The sequence below is a fragment of the Streptomyces seoulensis genome (genome assembly GCF_004328625.1).
Lineage (GTDB): Bacteria > Actinomycetota > Actinomycetes > Streptomycetales > Streptomycetaceae > Streptomyces > Streptomyces seoulensis.
The window spans coordinates 4,188,014-4,202,417 of record NZ_CP032229.1 but is presented as its reverse complement, the minus strand read 5'-3'; the positions used below and the strand labels follow the sequence as shown (position 1 = coordinate 4,202,417).

Sequence of the window (14,404 nt, the reverse complement as noted above, 5' to 3'; positions counted from 1 at the left end):
CTCGGGAAAACCAGTCCCTCAGGGAGTAATGTCCCACCTGAGAAGACGATCACGAGGAAGGAACGCTCCATGCTTTCCCGCCTGTTTGCCCCCAAGGTCAAGGTCAGCGCCCACTGCGACCTGCCCTGCGGTGTGTACGACCCCGCCCAGGCCCGCATCGAGGCGGAGTCGGTGAAGGCCATCCAGGAGAAGATGGCCGCCAACGACGACCTGCACTTCCAGATCCGTGCCACGGTGATCAAGGAGCAGCGCGCCGAGCTGGCCAAGCACCACCTGGACGTGCTCTGGAGCGACTACTTCAAGCCGCCGCACTTCGAGAGCTACCCCGAGCTGCACACCCTCGTCAACGAGGCTGTCAAGGCCCTCTCCGCCGCCAAGGCCTCCACGGACCCGGCGACGGGCCAGAAGGCCCTGGACTACATCGCCCAGATCGACAAGATCTTCTGGGAGACGAAGAAGGCTTGATCCTCCGGGTCACCCCTTCCGGCCTGCAACGTGTCTGATTTTGCAGTGTCCCCGACCGCACCCGGCGCATTTGAGGCGCCGGGTGCGGTTTTTTGGTGGCCCCGGGTGTGCCGGCCGCTGAGACGAACCCCGCCGACATACGCCGCCGCTCTCGGGACATCCGCCAGGCATGGAGAAATCGCTGAGTGGATTCGGGGCGCGCGACGAGGACGCGTCGGCCGGGCAGGAGACGCGGGTCGGGCCGACGGAGCAGGTGGAGCGGCGGGCGCCGGACTCGCTGACGGATCTGCCCGCGCACTCGTGGGGTGCGGTGCTCAAGGGCACCCTGAAGGAGTTCCAGAAGGACGACCTCGTCGACCGGGCGGCGTCGCTGACCTACTACGGCGTCCTCGCGCTGTTCCCGGCGCTGCTGGCGCTGGTCTCGATGCTGGGGCTCGTCGGCCGGTCGACGACCCAGAAGGTGCTGGACAACATCCAGCAGATGGCCCCCGGCCCCGCCCGCGACGTCCTGCGCGCCGCCGTGCAGCAGATGCAGGGCAAGGGCGGCGTCGGCTCGGTCATGGCGGTCGTGGGCCTGGCGCTCGCGGTGTGGTCGGCCTCCGGCTATGTGGCCGCCTTCATCCGCAGCGCCAACGCGGTGTACGACGTGCCCGAGGGCCGCCCGGTGTGGAAGCTGCTGCCCGTGCGGCTCGGGGTGACCGTGGTGCTCATGGTCATCGCCGTGATCAGCGCGCTGATCGTCGTCCTCACCGGCAGCGTGGCCCGCCGGGTGGGCACCACGCTGGGCGTCGGCGACTCGTTCCTGACGGTGTGGTCGATCGCCAAGTGGCCCGTGCTCGCCGTCCTGGTCACGCTCATGATCGCGATCCTGTTCTGGGCGACCCCGAACGCCAAGATCCGCAGCATCCGCTGGATCACCCCGGGCAGCTTCCTCGCCCTGCTGGTCTGGCTGGTCGCCTCGGCCGCCTTCGCGCTGTACGTCGCGAACTTCTCCTCCTACAACAAGACCTACGGCGCCATCGCGGGCGTGATCGTCTTCCTGGTGTGGCTGTGGCTCACCAACCTGGCGATCCTGCTCGGCCTGGAGTTCGACGCGGAGATGAGCCGCCACCGCGCCATCGCCGGCGGTCACCCGGCCGACGAGGAGCCCTACGTCGAGCCCCGCGACACCCGCACCTGGGACGAGGAGGACCGCCGGCGCCTGGAGTCCTGACCCGAAGGGCCTACTCGGCCGCCTTCCACGGCTCCACGTCCACCACCGCCGACACCGGCAGCGCCCCGTACACGTGCGGGAACTCCTCCCCCGCCGGTGGCATCGGCTCGTACCTCAGCGGGGCGTCCAGCAGGGCCGGGTCGACCACCAGGACCACGAGGTCGTCCCGGCCGGGCTCCTCGCCGTACAGGAAGGCGGCCACGCGCGGGAGTTGGGCGCGGGTGGAGAAGTGAATGTAGCCGACCTCCTCCAGGGTGCGGCCCCGGGTGGAGACCTCGTACGAGCCCTGCTCGCGGGCCGCCTCCCAGAGGGCGCGTTCGGTGAGGTGGAGGATCTCGGGCTGCCGGGCCTCGGGCTGCTGGGTCATGGAGGCCACGCTACGGGCCGACGCGCAGTCCGGGTTGCGGCACGGTCCCGGTCTCCACACCGGGACCCACGCGCCCAGCGTCTTGCGGCGCCCGGCGACCATGTCGACGGACTCGCCACAGGCGGGACAGACGTGGGCTTCCCTGTCCATGAGACCAGGGTAGAACGGGTGGGCCCCGCGCACCGTGGGGATGCGCGGGGCCCGGTGAGGACGCTCAGCTACTGCGCCGGGTCACGAACTCCGCCAGGGCCAGCAGACCCCCCGCCGCCTCCGGAGCCGGGACCGCCCGCGCCAGTTCCTGGACCGCGCGCGCCATCCGGTCCGCCGCCTCCGCCTGGGCCCAGTCCCGGCCGCCCGCCTGCTCCACCGCGACCGTCGCACGGGCGATGTCGCCGCTGTCCCCTGCCGTGTGCGGGCGGGCGTACAGCGCGGCCAGTTCGGTCCCCGCCGGGGTACCGGAGGTCAGCGCGGCGACCACGGGCAACGACTTCTTGCGGACGGCGAGGTCGGCACCGGCCGGCTTGCCGGTACGCCGGGGGTCGCCCCATATGCCGATCACATCGTCGATGAGCTGGAACGCCAGCCCGGCCTGCCGGCCGAAGGTGTCCAGCGCCGCCACCACCTCGTCCTCCGCGCCCGCGTACAGCGCGCCCAGGGCGCAGGCGCAGCCGAGCAGGGCACCGGTCTTCGCCTCGGCCATGGCGAGCACCTCGTCGAGGCCGACCTCGCCGGGTGCGCGCTGTTCCAGGGCGGTGTCGGTCTGCTGTCCGGCGCACAGTTCGATCACGCACTCCGCGAGCCGGGCCGCCGCCCGGCCGGACGCCGGGTGCGGATCGTCGGCGAGCAGGCGCAGCGCCAGGGCTTGCAGGGCGTCCCCGGCCAGGATCGCGTCGGGGTCGCCGAACACGGTCCAGGCCGTGGGCCGGTGCCGGCGGGTGGTGTCGCGGTCCATCACGTCGTCGTGCAACAGCGTGAAGTTGTGGACCAGTTCGACCGCCGCCGCGGCCCGTACGGCCGCCGTCCGCGCCTCCGCGCCGCCCAGCGCGGACGCCGCGGCGAGGACGAGGGCCGGACGGATCGCCTTGCCCGCGTTGCCCGCGGCCGGGGTGCCGTCCGCGTGGCTCCAGCCGAAGTGGTAGAGCGCGACCCGGCGCAGCTGACCCGGCAACGACTCGACCGCGGCGCGTAGTTCGGGGTCCACGACACCCCGGGTGCGCTCCAGCAGGACGACCGCCTCGTGCCCCGGCGAGTCGTCCGCCGCCCGGCGTGGCCGGGGCACCCCGTCCGACGAGACCGGCGCGGGGCACTCCCCGGTCTCCACGATGGATTCGCTCATGGCCCTCCCTCGCCGACGAGCACGGTGGGACCCCCGCCCCGGCGCCGGCCGCCGGGACGGGAAGCGGGCGGCCGTGTCACCGCCACCGGCCGATCTCCACGTTCTCCAGCACGCCCAGCGCGTCCGGCACCAGGACGGCGGCCGAGTAGTAGGCGGTCACCAGGTAGTTGATGACGGCCTGTTCGTTGATGCCCATGAAGCGCACCGACAGGCTGGGCTCGATCTCGTCCGGGAGGCCGGACTGGCGCAGGCCGATCACGCCCTGCTCGGCCTCGCCGGTGCGCAGCGCGATGATCGAGGTGGTCCGGGCCTCGCTGACCGGGATCTTGTTGCACGGGTAGATCGGCACCCCGCGCCAGGTGGGGATGCGGTTGCCGCCCACGTCGATGGTCTCCGGGACCAGTCCGCGCTTGTTCAGCTCGCGCCCAATCGCCGCGATGGCGCGCGGGTGGGCGAGCAGGAACTTGGTGCCCCGGCGGCGGCTGAGCAGCTCGTCCAGGTCGTCCGGGCCGGGGACGCCGTCGTGCGGCTGGAGCCGCTGGTCGTACTCGCAGTTGTTCAGGAGGCCGAACTCGCGGTTGTTGACCAGCTCGTGTTCCTGGCGCTCCTTCAGCGCCTCGACCGTGAGCCGCAGCTGCTGCTCGGTCTGGTTCATCGGCTGGTTGTAGAGGTCGGCCACGCGGGAGTGGATGCGCAGCACGGTCTGGGCGATGCTGAGTTCGTACTCGCGCGGACGCGCCTCGTAGTCGACGAAGGTGTGCGGGATGTCGGGCTCGCCGGAGTGGCCCGCCGCCAGCTCGACCTCCTTCTCGCCGTACTTGTTGGTCCGCTGGTCCGGGAGCGCGCGCAGCCGGCCGACGTGTTCGCTCAGGGAGTCGGAGCGCTCGGCGACCTGCTCGAAGTCGGAGCGGCTGAGCACGAGCACCACGCACGCGGTGGCGGCGCGGGCGGTGTACTCCCAGATGGCGTCGGGGTCGATCAGCGCCGCCTCGCCGAAGTAGGCGCCGTCGGCCAGGACTTCGAGCACCGCGTCGTCGCCGTACGGGCCCGTGCCGACCTTCTCCACGCGGCCGTGGGCGAGCAGGTACACCTCCTCGGTGCGGGTGCCGAAGGAGCTGATCACCTCGCCCGCCGCGATGTCGCGCTGCCGGCAGCGCCGGGCCAGCTCGGTCAGTACCTCTTCGTCCTCGTACGAGCGCAGCGCGGGCAGTTCGCCCAGCTCGGCCGGGATGACCTCGACCTGGTCCCCGGTCTTCACGAAGGTGATGCGACCGTCCCCCACGGTGTACGTCAGCCTCCGGTTCACCCGGTACGCGCCGCCCTGGACGTCCACCCAGGGCAGGTTGCGCAGCAGCCAGCGGGAGCTGATCTCCTGCATCTGGGGTGCGGACTTGGTGGTGGTGGCCAGGTTCCGCGCGGCCGCCGTGCCCAGGGACTGCTGCGGCTTGCCCTGTTCCGTGCGGACCTCTTCGCCTACCGACATAAGGAATTGCCCTCCCATGTTTGCCCGTGCCGAATCTCGCCTGGCACCGGTCTCACGACTGAGCTTTCCATCACGGAACGTGCTCGCACCATTACCCGAAAGAAGGGGAATGGATCATCGGACTACTGGGCAGACTGGGGGACTCCGTCGACCCCGACCCGGAATTGGCCGGATCGGCTCGCACAGCGAGCGAACGATGTGATTCCCGCCCCCGTACGTCGGTACAAGCACCGTGACGGATGGGTCGCGACGGCCGGTCCGTCCAAAACTTCCCGAAGAGCACGAAGGAGGCGGCCATGTCCCCACCCATGTCCGCAAGCGGTTTTCTCAGCGCGCTGAAGGCCGAGGGCGTCAAGGTCGTGGAGGTCGGCAGCTGGCGGACCCACAACCGCAACCACAAGGGCCCCTGGGGCCCGATGCACGGCGTCATGATCCACCACACGGTGACCAGCGGCAGCGCCCGCACCGTGGAAATGTGCCGCGAGGGCTATGACGAGCTTCCCGGCCCGCTCTGCCATGGCGTGATCACCAAGGACGGCAAGGTCCACCTGGTCGGCTACGGCCGCGCCAACCACGCCGGACTCGGTGACGACGAAGTGCTGCGCGCGGTCATCGCCGAGAAGGGCCTGCCGCCGGACAACGAGTCCAACACCGACGGCAACCGGTACTTCTACGGCTTCGAGTGCGAGAACCTCGGCGACGGCAAGGACCCCTGGCCCGACGCCCAGATGGAGGCGATCGTGCGGGCCGCCGCCGCGATCTGCCGCCACCACGGCTGGACGGAACGCTCGGTCATCGGCCACCTCGAATGGCAGCCCGGCAAGATCGACCCGCGCGGCTTCACCATGGCCTCGCTCCGCTCCCGGATCAAGGCCCAGCTGAAGGGCTGAGGCCCGCCCACAGGGGCGACAATGGCTGGATGACCAGCGCCGACCCCCTCGCCCCGGCACTCCCCTCGCCCCTCGCCGAGCTACGGGACAACCGTTTCTCCCGACAGGGCGTGCGGCTGCTGCTGAAGCGGGACGATCTGATCCACCCGGAGCTGATCGGCAACAAGTGGCGCAAACTCGTGCCGAACATCGAGGCGGCGCGGGGCCGGACGCTGGTCACCTTCGGTGGCGCGTACTCGAACCATCTGCGCGCCACCGCGGCCGCCGGCCGGCTGCTCGGACTGCCCACCATCGGCGTGGTCCGGGGCGACGAACTGGCCGGCCGCCCGCTGAACCCCTCCCTGGCCAGGTGCGCGGCCGACGGCATGCGGCTGCACTTCACCGACCGGGCCACCTACCGGCGCAAGAGCGAGCCGGAGACCATGGCCGCCCTGCTGCGCGCGGCCCGCGCGGAGGGCGCGTACGTCGTCCCGGAGGGCGGCAGCAACGCCGAAGCGGTGCGCGGCTGCGTGGCGCTGGGCGAGGAACTGGCGGGCTGCGCGGAGGTCGTCGCGGTGGCCTGCGGCACCGGCGGCACGCTCGCCGGACTGGCCGCCGGGCTCGCCCCCGGACAGCGCGCCATCGGCGTGCCCGTGCTCAAGGGCGGCTTCCTGGCGGCCGAGGTGAGCGCGCTCCAGGAGCGGGCCTTCGGCGCCCGCACCGGCGACTGGCACCTGGAGGAGCGCTTCCACTTCGGCGGCTACGCCCGGACCACCCCCGAGCTGGACGCCTTCGCGGCCGACTTCGAGGAGCGGCACGGGGTGCCCGTGGAGCGGCTGTACGTCGCCAAGCTGCTGTTCGCGCTCACCACGCTGGCCGGGGAGGGCGCCTTCCCGCGCGGGACCGCCGTGGCCGCGGTGATCACCGGCCACCCCTTCCCGGACAGTACGTTTTAGGCCACTTCCCGGTACGCGGCGGCCTCCTCCAGGTCGAGCCGGCGCAGCAGGGCCCGGAGCATCTCGTCGTCGATGTAGCGGTGATCGCGCAGGCGTACGAAGACATCGCGCTCGGCGCTGATCATCTCGCGGGACAGCCGGCGGTAGGTGTCGTCCACGGACTCGCCGGTGACCGGGTTGGCCTGCCCGAGGCGCTCCCAGACGGCGTCCCGGCGGCGCTCCATGACCGCGCGGAGCCGGTCGGCCAGCGGCGCGGGCAGGGTGTTGCGCTCGTCGGTGAGGAGTTCGTCGAGCCGGTTCTCGGCCGCGCGCGACGCCTGGGCCTGGGCGTTGGCCTCGGCGAGGGTGTCCGCGCGCGGGTCGCGGCCGGGGAAGCGCAGGGCGCGGATCAGCGGGGGCAGGCTGAGGCCCTGGATGACCAGGGTGCCGATGACGGTGGTGAAGGTCAGGAAGAGGATCAGGTTGCGCTGCGGGAAGGGGTGCCCGCCGTGCACGGTCAGCGGGATGGAGAAGGCGATGGCGAGCGAGACCACGCCGCGCATCCCGGCCCAGCCGGTGACCAGGGCGCCCCGCCAGGTGGGGTTCTCCTCACGCTCCCGGATGCGTGCGGAGAGCAGGCGGGGCAGGAAGGCGGCCGGGTAGACCCAGGCGAGCCGGGCCAGGACGACGACCACGAAGAGGACAGCCGCGTACAGGACCGCCCGCATGCCCTCGTTCGCCCCCAGTCCCTCGACGACGATGCGCAGCTGGAGCCCGATCAGCGCGAAGACGGCGGACTCCAGGATGAAGGCGACCATCTTCCACACCGCCTCCTCCTGGAGCCGGGTGGCGAAGTCGACCTCCCACGCGCGGTGCCCGAGGTAGAGCGCGACGACCACGACCGCGAGCACCCCGGAGGCGTGGAACTGCTCGGCGACGCTGTAGGCGACGAACGGGATCAGCAGCGACAGGGTGTTCTGCAGCAGCGGCTCGCGCAGATGCGTGCGCAGCCAGTGCAGCGGCGCCATCAGCACCAGCCCGACGCCCACACCGCCGACCGCCGCGATCAGAAACTCGACCAGCCCGCCCGTCCAGGTGGCGCCCTCCCCGATGGCGGCGGCGAGGGCCACCTTGTACGCGGTGATGGCGGTGGCGTCGTTCAGCAGGGACTCGCCCTGGAGGATCGTGGTGATCCGCGACGGCAGCCCGAGCCGGCGGGCGACCGCGGTGGCCGCGACCGCGTCGGGCGGCGCCACCACCGCGCCCAGCACCAGCGCGGCGGTCAGCGGCAGACCGGGCACGATCAGATGCGCGACCCAGCCGACGGCGACGGTGGCGAAGAGGACGTAGCCCACCGACAGCAGCGCCACCGGCCGCACCTGGGCGCGCAGGTCCAGGTAGGAGCTGTCGCTCGCCGAGGTGTAGAGCAGCGGGGGCAGCAGAAGCGGGAGGACCACCTCGGGGTCGAGGGTGTAGTCCGGCACGCCCGGCAGATAGGAGGCGGCGAGGCCGACACCGACCAGCAACAGCGGTGCGGGCACCGGCCCGCGCCGGGCGGCGCCCGCGACGGCCGCGCTCCCCGCGATCAGCAGCAGGAGCGGCATGACGTCCATGTTCTTCGCCCATCCTCGTTCTCCGCGCGGGTCCCCGCGCTCCCGACGTAATCTGGCAATCATGAAACAGTGCACGCACGTCGCCGCGCTGCCGCTTCCGGAACCCGGCCCGCTGAGCGAGACGTGCCTGGAGTGTCTCGCGGAAGGGACCGACCCGGTGCAGCTGCGGCTCTGCCTCACCTGTGGCCATGTCGCCTGCTGCGACTCCTCGCCGAACCGGCACGCCACGAAGCACCACGCGGACTCGGGTCATCCGGTGATGCGGACGTTCGAACCCGGAGACGACTGGCGGTGGTGTTTCGTGGACCACGTACTCGTGTGAAAGTGGACGGCACGGCGGTGTTCCGGGTGGTTCGGGCGCCCGATGCCTGGGTACGTCAACCCGGCGCGCGCTCTTCCCATTTGAATCCGCCCCACCCCCTAGACACGGAGCGTATACGGAGCTTTACTGTGAGTAACGCCAGGGGGCCGGGGGCGCGGGGACAGGAACGTTCCGGGCGCGATAGCGTCACCGCGGAACCACGTACGCGTTACCCCGGGGGGCGACCCTCGGCCCCGTGAAGCTTGTACCACCATGGAGGTGAGGGTGTCCCAGATCGCAGGCGAGCCCACGGCGAACCAGGACTTCGTGGAAGTCCGGCTTCCGGCCGCGGGTGCCTACCTGTCGGTGCTGCGGACGGCCACGGCCGGTCTGGCGGCCCGCTTGGACTTCACCCTGGACGAGATCGAGGACCTGCGCATCGCGGTCGACGAGGCTTGCGCGATCCTGCTCCAGCAGGCCGTGCCGGGCTCGGTACTGAGCTGCGTCTTCCGCCTCGTCGACGACTCGCTGGAGGTCACGGTGTCTGCTCCGACCACCGACGGCCACGCCCCGTCGCGCGACACGTTCGCCTGGACCGTGCTGTCGGCCCTGGCGGGCAAGGTGTCCTCCGCCGTCGACGAGGACCGGACCGTGTCGATCAGTCTCTACAAACAGCGCGGCGCGGGCCCCGGCCCGGCGTGAGGAACGGGGACGGTCCGGTGCGGGACGAAGAGCGCGGCGCGCGAGAACTGCCGGCCAATAAGGCCGAGAGCCTGCGGGCGGTCCCCCAGGACGGCCCCCGGCACATGGCCGACGGCGTCGACGGCATCCCCGAGCAGGCCCGGCCCCACCCGGAGGACGACTCCGCGCGGGCCGGCGGCGAGGGTGCCGCACGGAGCGCGCCTCCGGGGGAGCGCGGCGGGGAACAGCCCGCCGACCGCGCGGAGGCGAGGGCTCGGGGAAGGGCTACGGGCGGGACGATGAGCGAGCACGAGCGATACGCCGGGGACACCGCGCCGGGCGCGGAGACCGTCCGGGCGGCACGGCACGACCCGCACGACCGCAGCGGGGCGCGGGCGCTCTTCGTGGAGCTGCGCGGCATGAAGGACGGCAGCCCGGAGTACGCGGAGCTGCGCAACCGGCTGGTCCGGATGCATCTGCCGCTCGTGGAGCATCTGGCGCGCCGCTTCCGCAACCGGGGCGAGCCGCTGGACGACCTGACCCAGGTCGCCACCATCGGCCTGATCAAGTCGGTGGACCGGTTCGACCCGGAGCGGGGCGTGGAGTTCTCCACGTACGCCACTCCCACGGTCGTCGGGGAGATCAAGCGGCACTTCCGCGACAAGGGCTGGGCGGTCCGGGTGCCGCGCCGGCTCCAGGAGCTGCGGCTCGCGCTGACCACGGCGACGGCCGAGCTGTCGCAGCTGCACGGCCGCTCCCCCACGGTGCACGAGCTGGCCCAGAAGCTGGCGATCTCCGAGGAGGAGGTGCTGGAGGGGCTGGAGTCGGCGAACGCGTACTCGACGCTGTCGCTGGACGTCCCCGACACCGACGACGAGTCCCCGGCGGTCGCCGACACCCTCGGCGCGGAGGACGAGGCGCTGGAGGGGGTGGAGTACCGGGAGTCGCTCAAGCCGCTGCTGGAGGACCTCCCGCCGCGTGAGAAGCGCATCCTGCTGCTGCGGTTCTTCGGCAACATGACCCAGTCGCAGATCGCGCAGGAGGTCGGCATCTCGCAGATGCACGTCTCCCGGCTGCTGGCCCGCACCCTGGCCCAGCTGCGGGAGAAGCTCCTGGTGGAGGAGTAGAGACCCCCGAGGGGGCGTTATTGGCGCTATTCGGCGCGGCCCGGCCCGGTGATCCCGAGGGCGCGGGTCGTGGCCGGGTTGACCAGCAGCACCAGTGCCGTCACCGAGACGACCGCGAGGGCGATGCCCGCCCCGATGGCGACGCTCTCGGCCTGGAGCAGGTTGTAGGCGACCGGCAGCGCGAGGATCTGGGTGATGACGGCGGGGCCCCGGCTCCAGCGGCGCACCTGCCACAGCCCGCGCGCCGCGAGCAGCGGCAGCAGCGCGAGCACCAGCAGGGTGATCCCCCCGGTGACGGCCTGCTGACGGTCGTCGGGACTGCCGGCGAGACCGAGCGCGAGAATCCAGCCGCCCGCCACGACGAGGGCGATCCCCTCCAGCGCGGCCAGCGCGGCGGCGTACGTCAGCCGGCGCGGGCGCTCTCCGGCGGCCGGCGCGGTGCCGGTGCCGCTCTCCGGCACGGAACTCTGCACTGCACTCTGCGCGGGGGTCTGCGCGGGGGTCTGCTCACTGCTCACCCGAGAAGGGTAGCCCCGTGTGCGACGGGCCCCGGAGGGTGCGTGGTGAGGCTCACGCCCTCTTCGTCCGTGGATCTCCGGCTCTCCCTGGGCCGGATACCCCCCAGTAGGTACGCTGCCATGCATGCGTGCACTTCTCGTGGTCAATCCGGCGGCAACCACCACAAGCGCCCGCAGACGCGACGTACTCATCCACGCGCTCGCCAGCGAGATGAAGCTGGAGGTCGTCAACACCGAGTACCGGGGTCACGCGCGTGATCTGGGGCGGTCGGCTGCGGAGAGTGACGACATCGACATGGTGGTGGCCCTCGGCGGCGACGGCACCGTGAACGAGGTGGTCAACGGCCTGCTGCACGCCGGCCCCGACCCCGAGCGGCTGCCCGGTCTCGCGGTGGTCCCCGGCGGCTCGACCAATGTCTTCGCCCGCGCGCTCGGCCTGCCCAACGACCCCGTCGAGGCGACCGGCGCCCTGCTGGACGCCCTGCGCGAGCGCCGGGAACGCGTGGTGGGCCTCGGCCTCACCTCGGGCACCCCGGGCACGGCGGACGAGGCGGTGCCGGAGCGCTGGTTCACTTTCAATGCCGGACTCGGCTTCGACGCCGGAGTTGTGGGCAGGGTCGAAAGGGAACGGGAGCGCGGCAAGAAGTCGACGCACGCGCTCTATGTCCGCCAAGTGGCAAGGCAGTTCATGGGTGAACCGAATCGCAGACACGGCACGATCACCCTGGAACGTCCGGGGGCGGAACCGGTGTCGGATCTCGCCGTCGCCATAGTCTCGAACACGTCGCCGTGGACGTATCTCGGCAATCGCCCGATGTACACATCGCCTAAGGCGTCGTTCGATAAAGGCGTCGACGTACTCGGTCTGAAGCGGCTCTCCACGGCCGCGGTTGCCCGGTATGCGACCCAGTTGCTCACTTCGTCCCCCGAGCGGGGACCCCATGGAAGACACGCTGTCTCGCTGCACGACCTGGACCGCTTCACCTTGCATTCGAAGGTCCCCCTGCCCCTTCAGATGGACGGTGACCACCTGGGGCTGCGGAGGAGCGTGACGTTCACAGGCGTTCGCCGTGCACTGCGTGTGATTGTGTGAGCGGAACGGGCTAAAGTCCTTTCACTCGAACGTTTAGGCCACCGTCCACCCCATGGAAGTACGGCTGTGACCTAGTCGACACCGAGGAATCAAAAAAAATCTTCCGGAAGGGGTTGTATCCGTCGCCGAGGTTTGCGAGTCTCTACATGGCGATCGGGACGGCCCGCAAGACCGGCTTCCAGTGGTCGCCAGAACCCCTCTTCAAAACACAGGTCCACGCCGGGGAGACCCGGTGATCGGCCCTTCACTTGTTGAGGGACTCGTGAAAGCGTTCACATTCACAAGCAATCTGCATGTAATACCAAGGAGAGGTAGCAGCCATGGACTGGCGTCACAACGCCGTTTGCCGCGAGGAAGACCCCGAGCTGTTCTTCCCCATCGGCAACACCGGTCCCGCGCTGCTGCAGATCGAGGAAGCCAAGGCCGTCTGCCGTCGCTGCCCCGTCATGGAGCAGTGCCTGCAGTGGGCGCTCGAGTCCGGTCAGGACTCCGGCGTCTGGGGTGGTCTGAGCGAGGACGAGCGTCGCGCGATGAAGCGCCGCGCCGCCCGCAACCGTGCTCGCCAGGCTTCTGCCTGACGAGTCACCCCTGCTGACAGCCTGAGCTTGGCGGCGCGTGGGCCCGACGGGTAACTCCCGTACCGGGCACCACGCTTCTCCCGCCCCGAGCCGCAGCGCGCAGTACCCCCGATGCTTTCCCCGGGTCCCGGCTCCGCCGGACCAGGGGGGCTCCGCCCCGGCGGAGCAGCTCAGCAACGAGCACCAGCCTCGGACCATCACCGGTCCGGGGCTTTTCGCTTGCCCGAGCCCGCCTCTCGGCGCGTCACTTCTGCGGGCGCACCGGGATGTCGAGGACGACCCGGGTGCCGCGCTCCGGCGCCGGGACCATGTCGAAGGTGCCGCCCAGCTCGCCCTCCACCAGGGTCCGCACGATCTGGAGGCCGAGGTTGCCCGCGGTGTGCGGGTCGAACCCCTCGGGCAGACCGACCCCGTCGTCCTGGACGGTGACCAGGAGCCGGGCCTCCTTGGTGGTGCCGCCGCGCACCGCCGAGACCTCGACCGTGCCGGTGTCGCCCTCGCGGAAGCCGTGTTCCAGGGCGTTCTGCAGCACCTCGGTCAGCACCATCGACAGCGGGGTGGCGACCTCGGCGTCCAGCCAGCCGAAGCGGCCGCTGCGCCGGCCGGTCACCTTGCCCGGCGAGATCTCCGCGACCATCGCCAGCACCCGGTCGGCGATGTCGTCGAACTCCACCCGCTCGTCCAGGTTCTGAGACAGCGTCTCGTGCACGATGGCGATGGAGCCGACCCGGCGCACGGCCTCCTCCAGCGCCTCCCGGCCGCGCTCGGAGTCGATCCGGCGGGCCTGGAGCCGCAGCAGGGCGGCGACCGTCTGGAGGTTGTTCTTCACCCGGTGGTGGATCTCCCGGATGGTGGCGTCCTTGGTGATCAACTCACGTTCGCGGCGCCGGAGTTCGGTGACGTCCCGGCAGAGCACCAGGGAACCGATGCGCGTGCCCTTGGGCTTGAGCGGGATGGACCGGAACTGGATGACCCCGTCGTGCGCCTCGATCTCGAACTCGCGGGGCGCGTAGCCGCTGGCCGCCTTGGCGAGCGCCTCGTCCACCGGGCCCCTGGTCGGGGCGAGTTCGGCGGTGGTGCGGCCGAGGTGGTGGCCGACGAGGTCGGCGGCGAGGCCGAGCCGGTGGTAGGCGGAGAGCGCGTTCGGGGAGGCGTACTGGACGATGCCGTCGGCGTCCACCCGGATCAGGCCGTCGCCCGCGCGCGGGGAGGCGTCCATGTCGACCTGCTGGTCGGGGAACGGGAAGGAACCGGCCGCGATCATCTGCGCGAGGTCCGAGGCGCTCTGGAGGTAGGTGAGTTCCAGCCGGCTCGGGGTGCGCACGGTCAGCAGGTTGGTGTTGCGGGCGATCACCCCGAGGACCCGGCCCTCACGCCGTACCGGGATGGACTCGACCCGTACGGGGACCTCTTCGCGCCACTCCGGGTCGCCCTCGCGGACGATCCGGCCCTCGTCCAGGGCCGCGTCCAGCATGGGGCGGCGTCCGCGCGGGACGAGGTGGCCGACCATGTCGTCCTGGTAGGAGGTCGGGCCGGTGTTCGGGCGCATCTGGGCGACCGAGACGTACCGGGTGCCGTCACTGGTGGGGACCCACAGGACGAGGTCGGCGAAGGAGAGGTCGGAGAGCAGCTGCCACTCCGAGACCAGCAGATGGAGCCACTCGAGGTCGGTGTCCCCGAGGGCGGTGTGCTGGCGGACGAGTTCGTTCATGGAGGGCACGCTGCGAGCGTACCGGGGGCGCCTCACCGGCCGGAAAGACACCCGCGGGCCGCGGCGCCTGAGAGGGACCCTCAGCCCTCTCCGCGCCGCAGCCCGGAGCATCAT

General features: G+C 71.3%; 15 protein-coding genes. 9 read left to right on the top strand and 6 right to left on the bottom strand.

The annotated features are described in order from the left end of the window. The first annotated feature begins 69 nt into the window (after positions 1-69). A complete protein-coding gene (sodN, locus tag D0Z67_RS19665; RefSeq protein WP_031181160.1) occupies positions 70-465 on the top strand; it encodes a superoxide dismutase, Ni in 396 nt (131 codons plus the stop codon). Between the two features lie 169 nt (positions 466-634). Further along, the gene (locus tag D0Z67_RS19660; protein ID WP_078873290.1) at positions 635-1,678 is read left to right on the top strand and encodes a YihY/virulence factor BrkB family protein; all 1,044 of its coding nucleotides are present in this window, start codon (positions 635-637) and stop codon (positions 1,676-1,678) included. Between the two features lie 10 nt (positions 1,679-1,688). Here the strand turns inward: D0Z67_RS19660 and D0Z67_RS19655 are convergent, their stop codons facing one another. From D0Z67_RS19655 to D0Z67_RS19645, 3 genes are all read right to left on the bottom strand, one after another. After that, positions 1,689-2,045: a DUF952 domain-containing protein gene (locus tag D0Z67_RS19655; RefSeq protein WP_031181158.1), complete on the bottom strand. Its 357-nt coding sequence runs from the start codon at positions 2,043-2,045 to the stop codon at positions 1,689-1,691. A 214-nt stretch (positions 2,046-2,259) separates the two neighbouring features. Continuing rightward, positions 2,260-3,381, bottom strand: coding sequence for a family 2 encapsulin nanocompartment cargo protein polyprenyl transferase (locus D0Z67_RS19650; RefSeq protein ID WP_031181157.1), 1,122 nt, complete (start codon positions 3,379-3,381; stop codon positions 2,260-2,262). A gap of 76 nt (positions 3,382-3,457) precedes the next feature. After that, positions 3,458-4,864, bottom strand: coding sequence for a family 2B encapsulin nanocompartment shell protein (locus D0Z67_RS19645; RefSeq protein ID WP_031181156.1), 1,407 nt, complete (start codon positions 4,862-4,864; stop codon positions 3,458-3,460). Positions 4,865-5,160: 296 nt separating this feature from the next. On the opposite strand from D0Z67_RS19645, the gene D0Z67_RS19635 reads away from it, so the two are divergent. Both D0Z67_RS19635 and D0Z67_RS19630 read left to right on the top strand, forming a co-directional pair. After that, positions 5,161-5,754: an N-acetylmuramoyl-L-alanine amidase gene (locus D0Z67_RS19635; protein WP_031181155.1), complete on the top strand. Its 594-nt coding sequence runs from the start codon at positions 5,161-5,163 to the stop codon at positions 5,752-5,754. Positions 5,755-5,783: 29 nt separating this feature from the next. Then, on the top strand, positions 5,784-6,689 hold the full coding sequence (locus D0Z67_RS19630; RefSeq protein ID WP_031181154.1) for a 1-aminocyclopropane-1-carboxylate deaminase/D-cysteine desulfhydrase: 906 nt from the start codon (positions 5,784-5,786) through the stop codon (positions 6,687-6,689). Here D0Z67_RS19630 and D0Z67_RS19625 read toward each other — a convergent pair. Beyond that, positions 6,686-8,281 (bottom strand): Na+/H+ antiporter, encoded by a 1,596-nt coding sequence (locus D0Z67_RS19625; RefSeq protein WP_031181153.1) that lies wholly within the window; start codon positions 8,279-8,281, stop codon positions 6,686-6,688. The genes D0Z67_RS19630 and D0Z67_RS19625 overlap by 4 nt on opposite strands. A gap of 61 nt (positions 8,282-8,342) precedes the next feature. Here D0Z67_RS19625 and D0Z67_RS19620 point away from each other — a divergent pair, with 61 nt between their 5' ends. The 3 genes from D0Z67_RS19620 to D0Z67_RS19610 all read left to right on the top strand — a co-directional run bounded on the left by D0Z67_RS19620 (position 8,343) and on the right by D0Z67_RS19610 (position 10,390). Beyond that, positions 8,343-8,603, top strand: coding sequence for a UBP-type zinc finger domain-containing protein (locus D0Z67_RS19620; RefSeq protein WP_031181152.1), 261 nt, complete (start codon positions 8,343-8,345; stop codon positions 8,601-8,603). A 264-nt stretch (positions 8,604-8,867) separates the two neighbouring features. Further along, entirely contained in the window at positions 8,868-9,284 is a 417-nt protein-coding gene (locus D0Z67_RS19615) for an ATP-binding protein (protein WP_018544439.1), read from the top strand. A 17-nt stretch (positions 9,285-9,301) separates the two neighbouring features. Continuing rightward, positions 9,302-10,390 (top strand): RNA polymerase sigma factor SigF, encoded by a 1,089-nt coding sequence (locus D0Z67_RS19610; RefSeq protein ID WP_382847419.1) that lies wholly within the window; start codon positions 9,302-9,304, stop codon positions 10,388-10,390. 26 nt (positions 10,391-10,416) lie between these two features. On the opposite strand, the gene D0Z67_RS19605 is transcribed toward D0Z67_RS19610, so the two are convergent. Next, positions 10,417-10,908, bottom strand: coding sequence for a hypothetical protein (locus tag D0Z67_RS19605; protein ID WP_031181149.1), 492 nt, complete (start codon positions 10,906-10,908; stop codon positions 10,417-10,419). Positions 10,909-11,032: 124 nt separating this feature from the next. On the opposite strand from D0Z67_RS19605, the gene D0Z67_RS19600 reads away from it, so the two are divergent. Further along, entirely contained in the window at positions 11,033-12,001 is a 969-nt protein-coding gene (locus tag D0Z67_RS19600; protein ID WP_031181148.1) for a diacylglycerol/lipid kinase family protein, read from the top strand. A 320-nt stretch (positions 12,002-12,321) separates the two neighbouring features. Next, entirely contained in the window at positions 12,322-12,579 is a 258-nt protein-coding gene (locus D0Z67_RS19595) for a WhiB family transcriptional regulator (protein WP_016639615.1), read from the top strand. A gap of 244 nt (positions 12,580-12,823) precedes the next feature. On the opposite strand, the gene D0Z67_RS19590 is transcribed toward D0Z67_RS19595, so the two are convergent. Next, entirely contained in the window at positions 12,824-14,299 is a 1,476-nt protein-coding gene (locus tag D0Z67_RS19590) for a sensor histidine kinase (RefSeq protein ID WP_107059571.1), read from the bottom strand. Positions 14,300-14,404 lie beyond the last annotated feature (105 nt).

Bases quoted from the DNA above. Each gene is read 5' to 3' on its own strand.
- sodN (WP_031181160.1), top strand. From the start codon at position 70: ATGCTTTCCCGCCTGTTTGCCCCCAAGGTCAAGGTCAGCGCCCACTGC.
- D0Z67_RS19660 (WP_078873290.1), top strand. From the start codon at position 635: ATGGAGAAATCGCTGAGTGGATTCGGGGCGCGCGACGAGGACGCGTCG.
- D0Z67_RS19655 (WP_031181158.1), bottom strand. From the start codon at position 2,045: ATGACCCAGCAGCCCGAGGCCCGGCAGCCCGAGATCCTCCACCTCACC.
- D0Z67_RS19650 (WP_031181157.1), bottom strand. From the start codon at position 3,381: ATGAGCGAATCCATCGTGGAGACCGGGGAGTGCCCCGCGCCGGTCTCG.
- D0Z67_RS19645 (WP_031181156.1), bottom strand. From the start codon at position 4,864: ATGTCGGTAGGCGAAGAGGTCCGCACGGAACAGGGCAAGCCGCAGCAG.
- D0Z67_RS19635 (WP_031181155.1), top strand. From the start codon at position 5,161: ATGTCCCCACCCATGTCCGCAAGCGGTTTTCTCAGCGCGCTGAAGGCC.
- D0Z67_RS19630 (WP_031181154.1), top strand. From the start codon at position 5,784: ATGACCAGCGCCGACCCCCTCGCCCCGGCACTCCCCTCGCCCCTCGCC.
- D0Z67_RS19625 (WP_031181153.1), bottom strand. From the start codon at position 8,281: ATGGACGTCATGCCGCTCCTGCTGCTGATCGCGGGGAGCGCGGCCGTC.
- D0Z67_RS19620 (WP_031181152.1), top strand. From the start codon at position 8,343: ATGAAACAGTGCACGCACGTCGCCGCGCTGCCGCTTCCGGAACCCGGC.
- D0Z67_RS19600 (WP_031181148.1), top strand. From the start codon at position 11,033: ATGCGTGCACTTCTCGTGGTCAATCCGGCGGCAACCACCACAAGCGCC.
- D0Z67_RS19595 (WP_016639615.1), top strand. From the start codon at position 12,322: ATGGACTGGCGTCACAACGCCGTTTGCCGCGAGGAAGACCCCGAGCTG.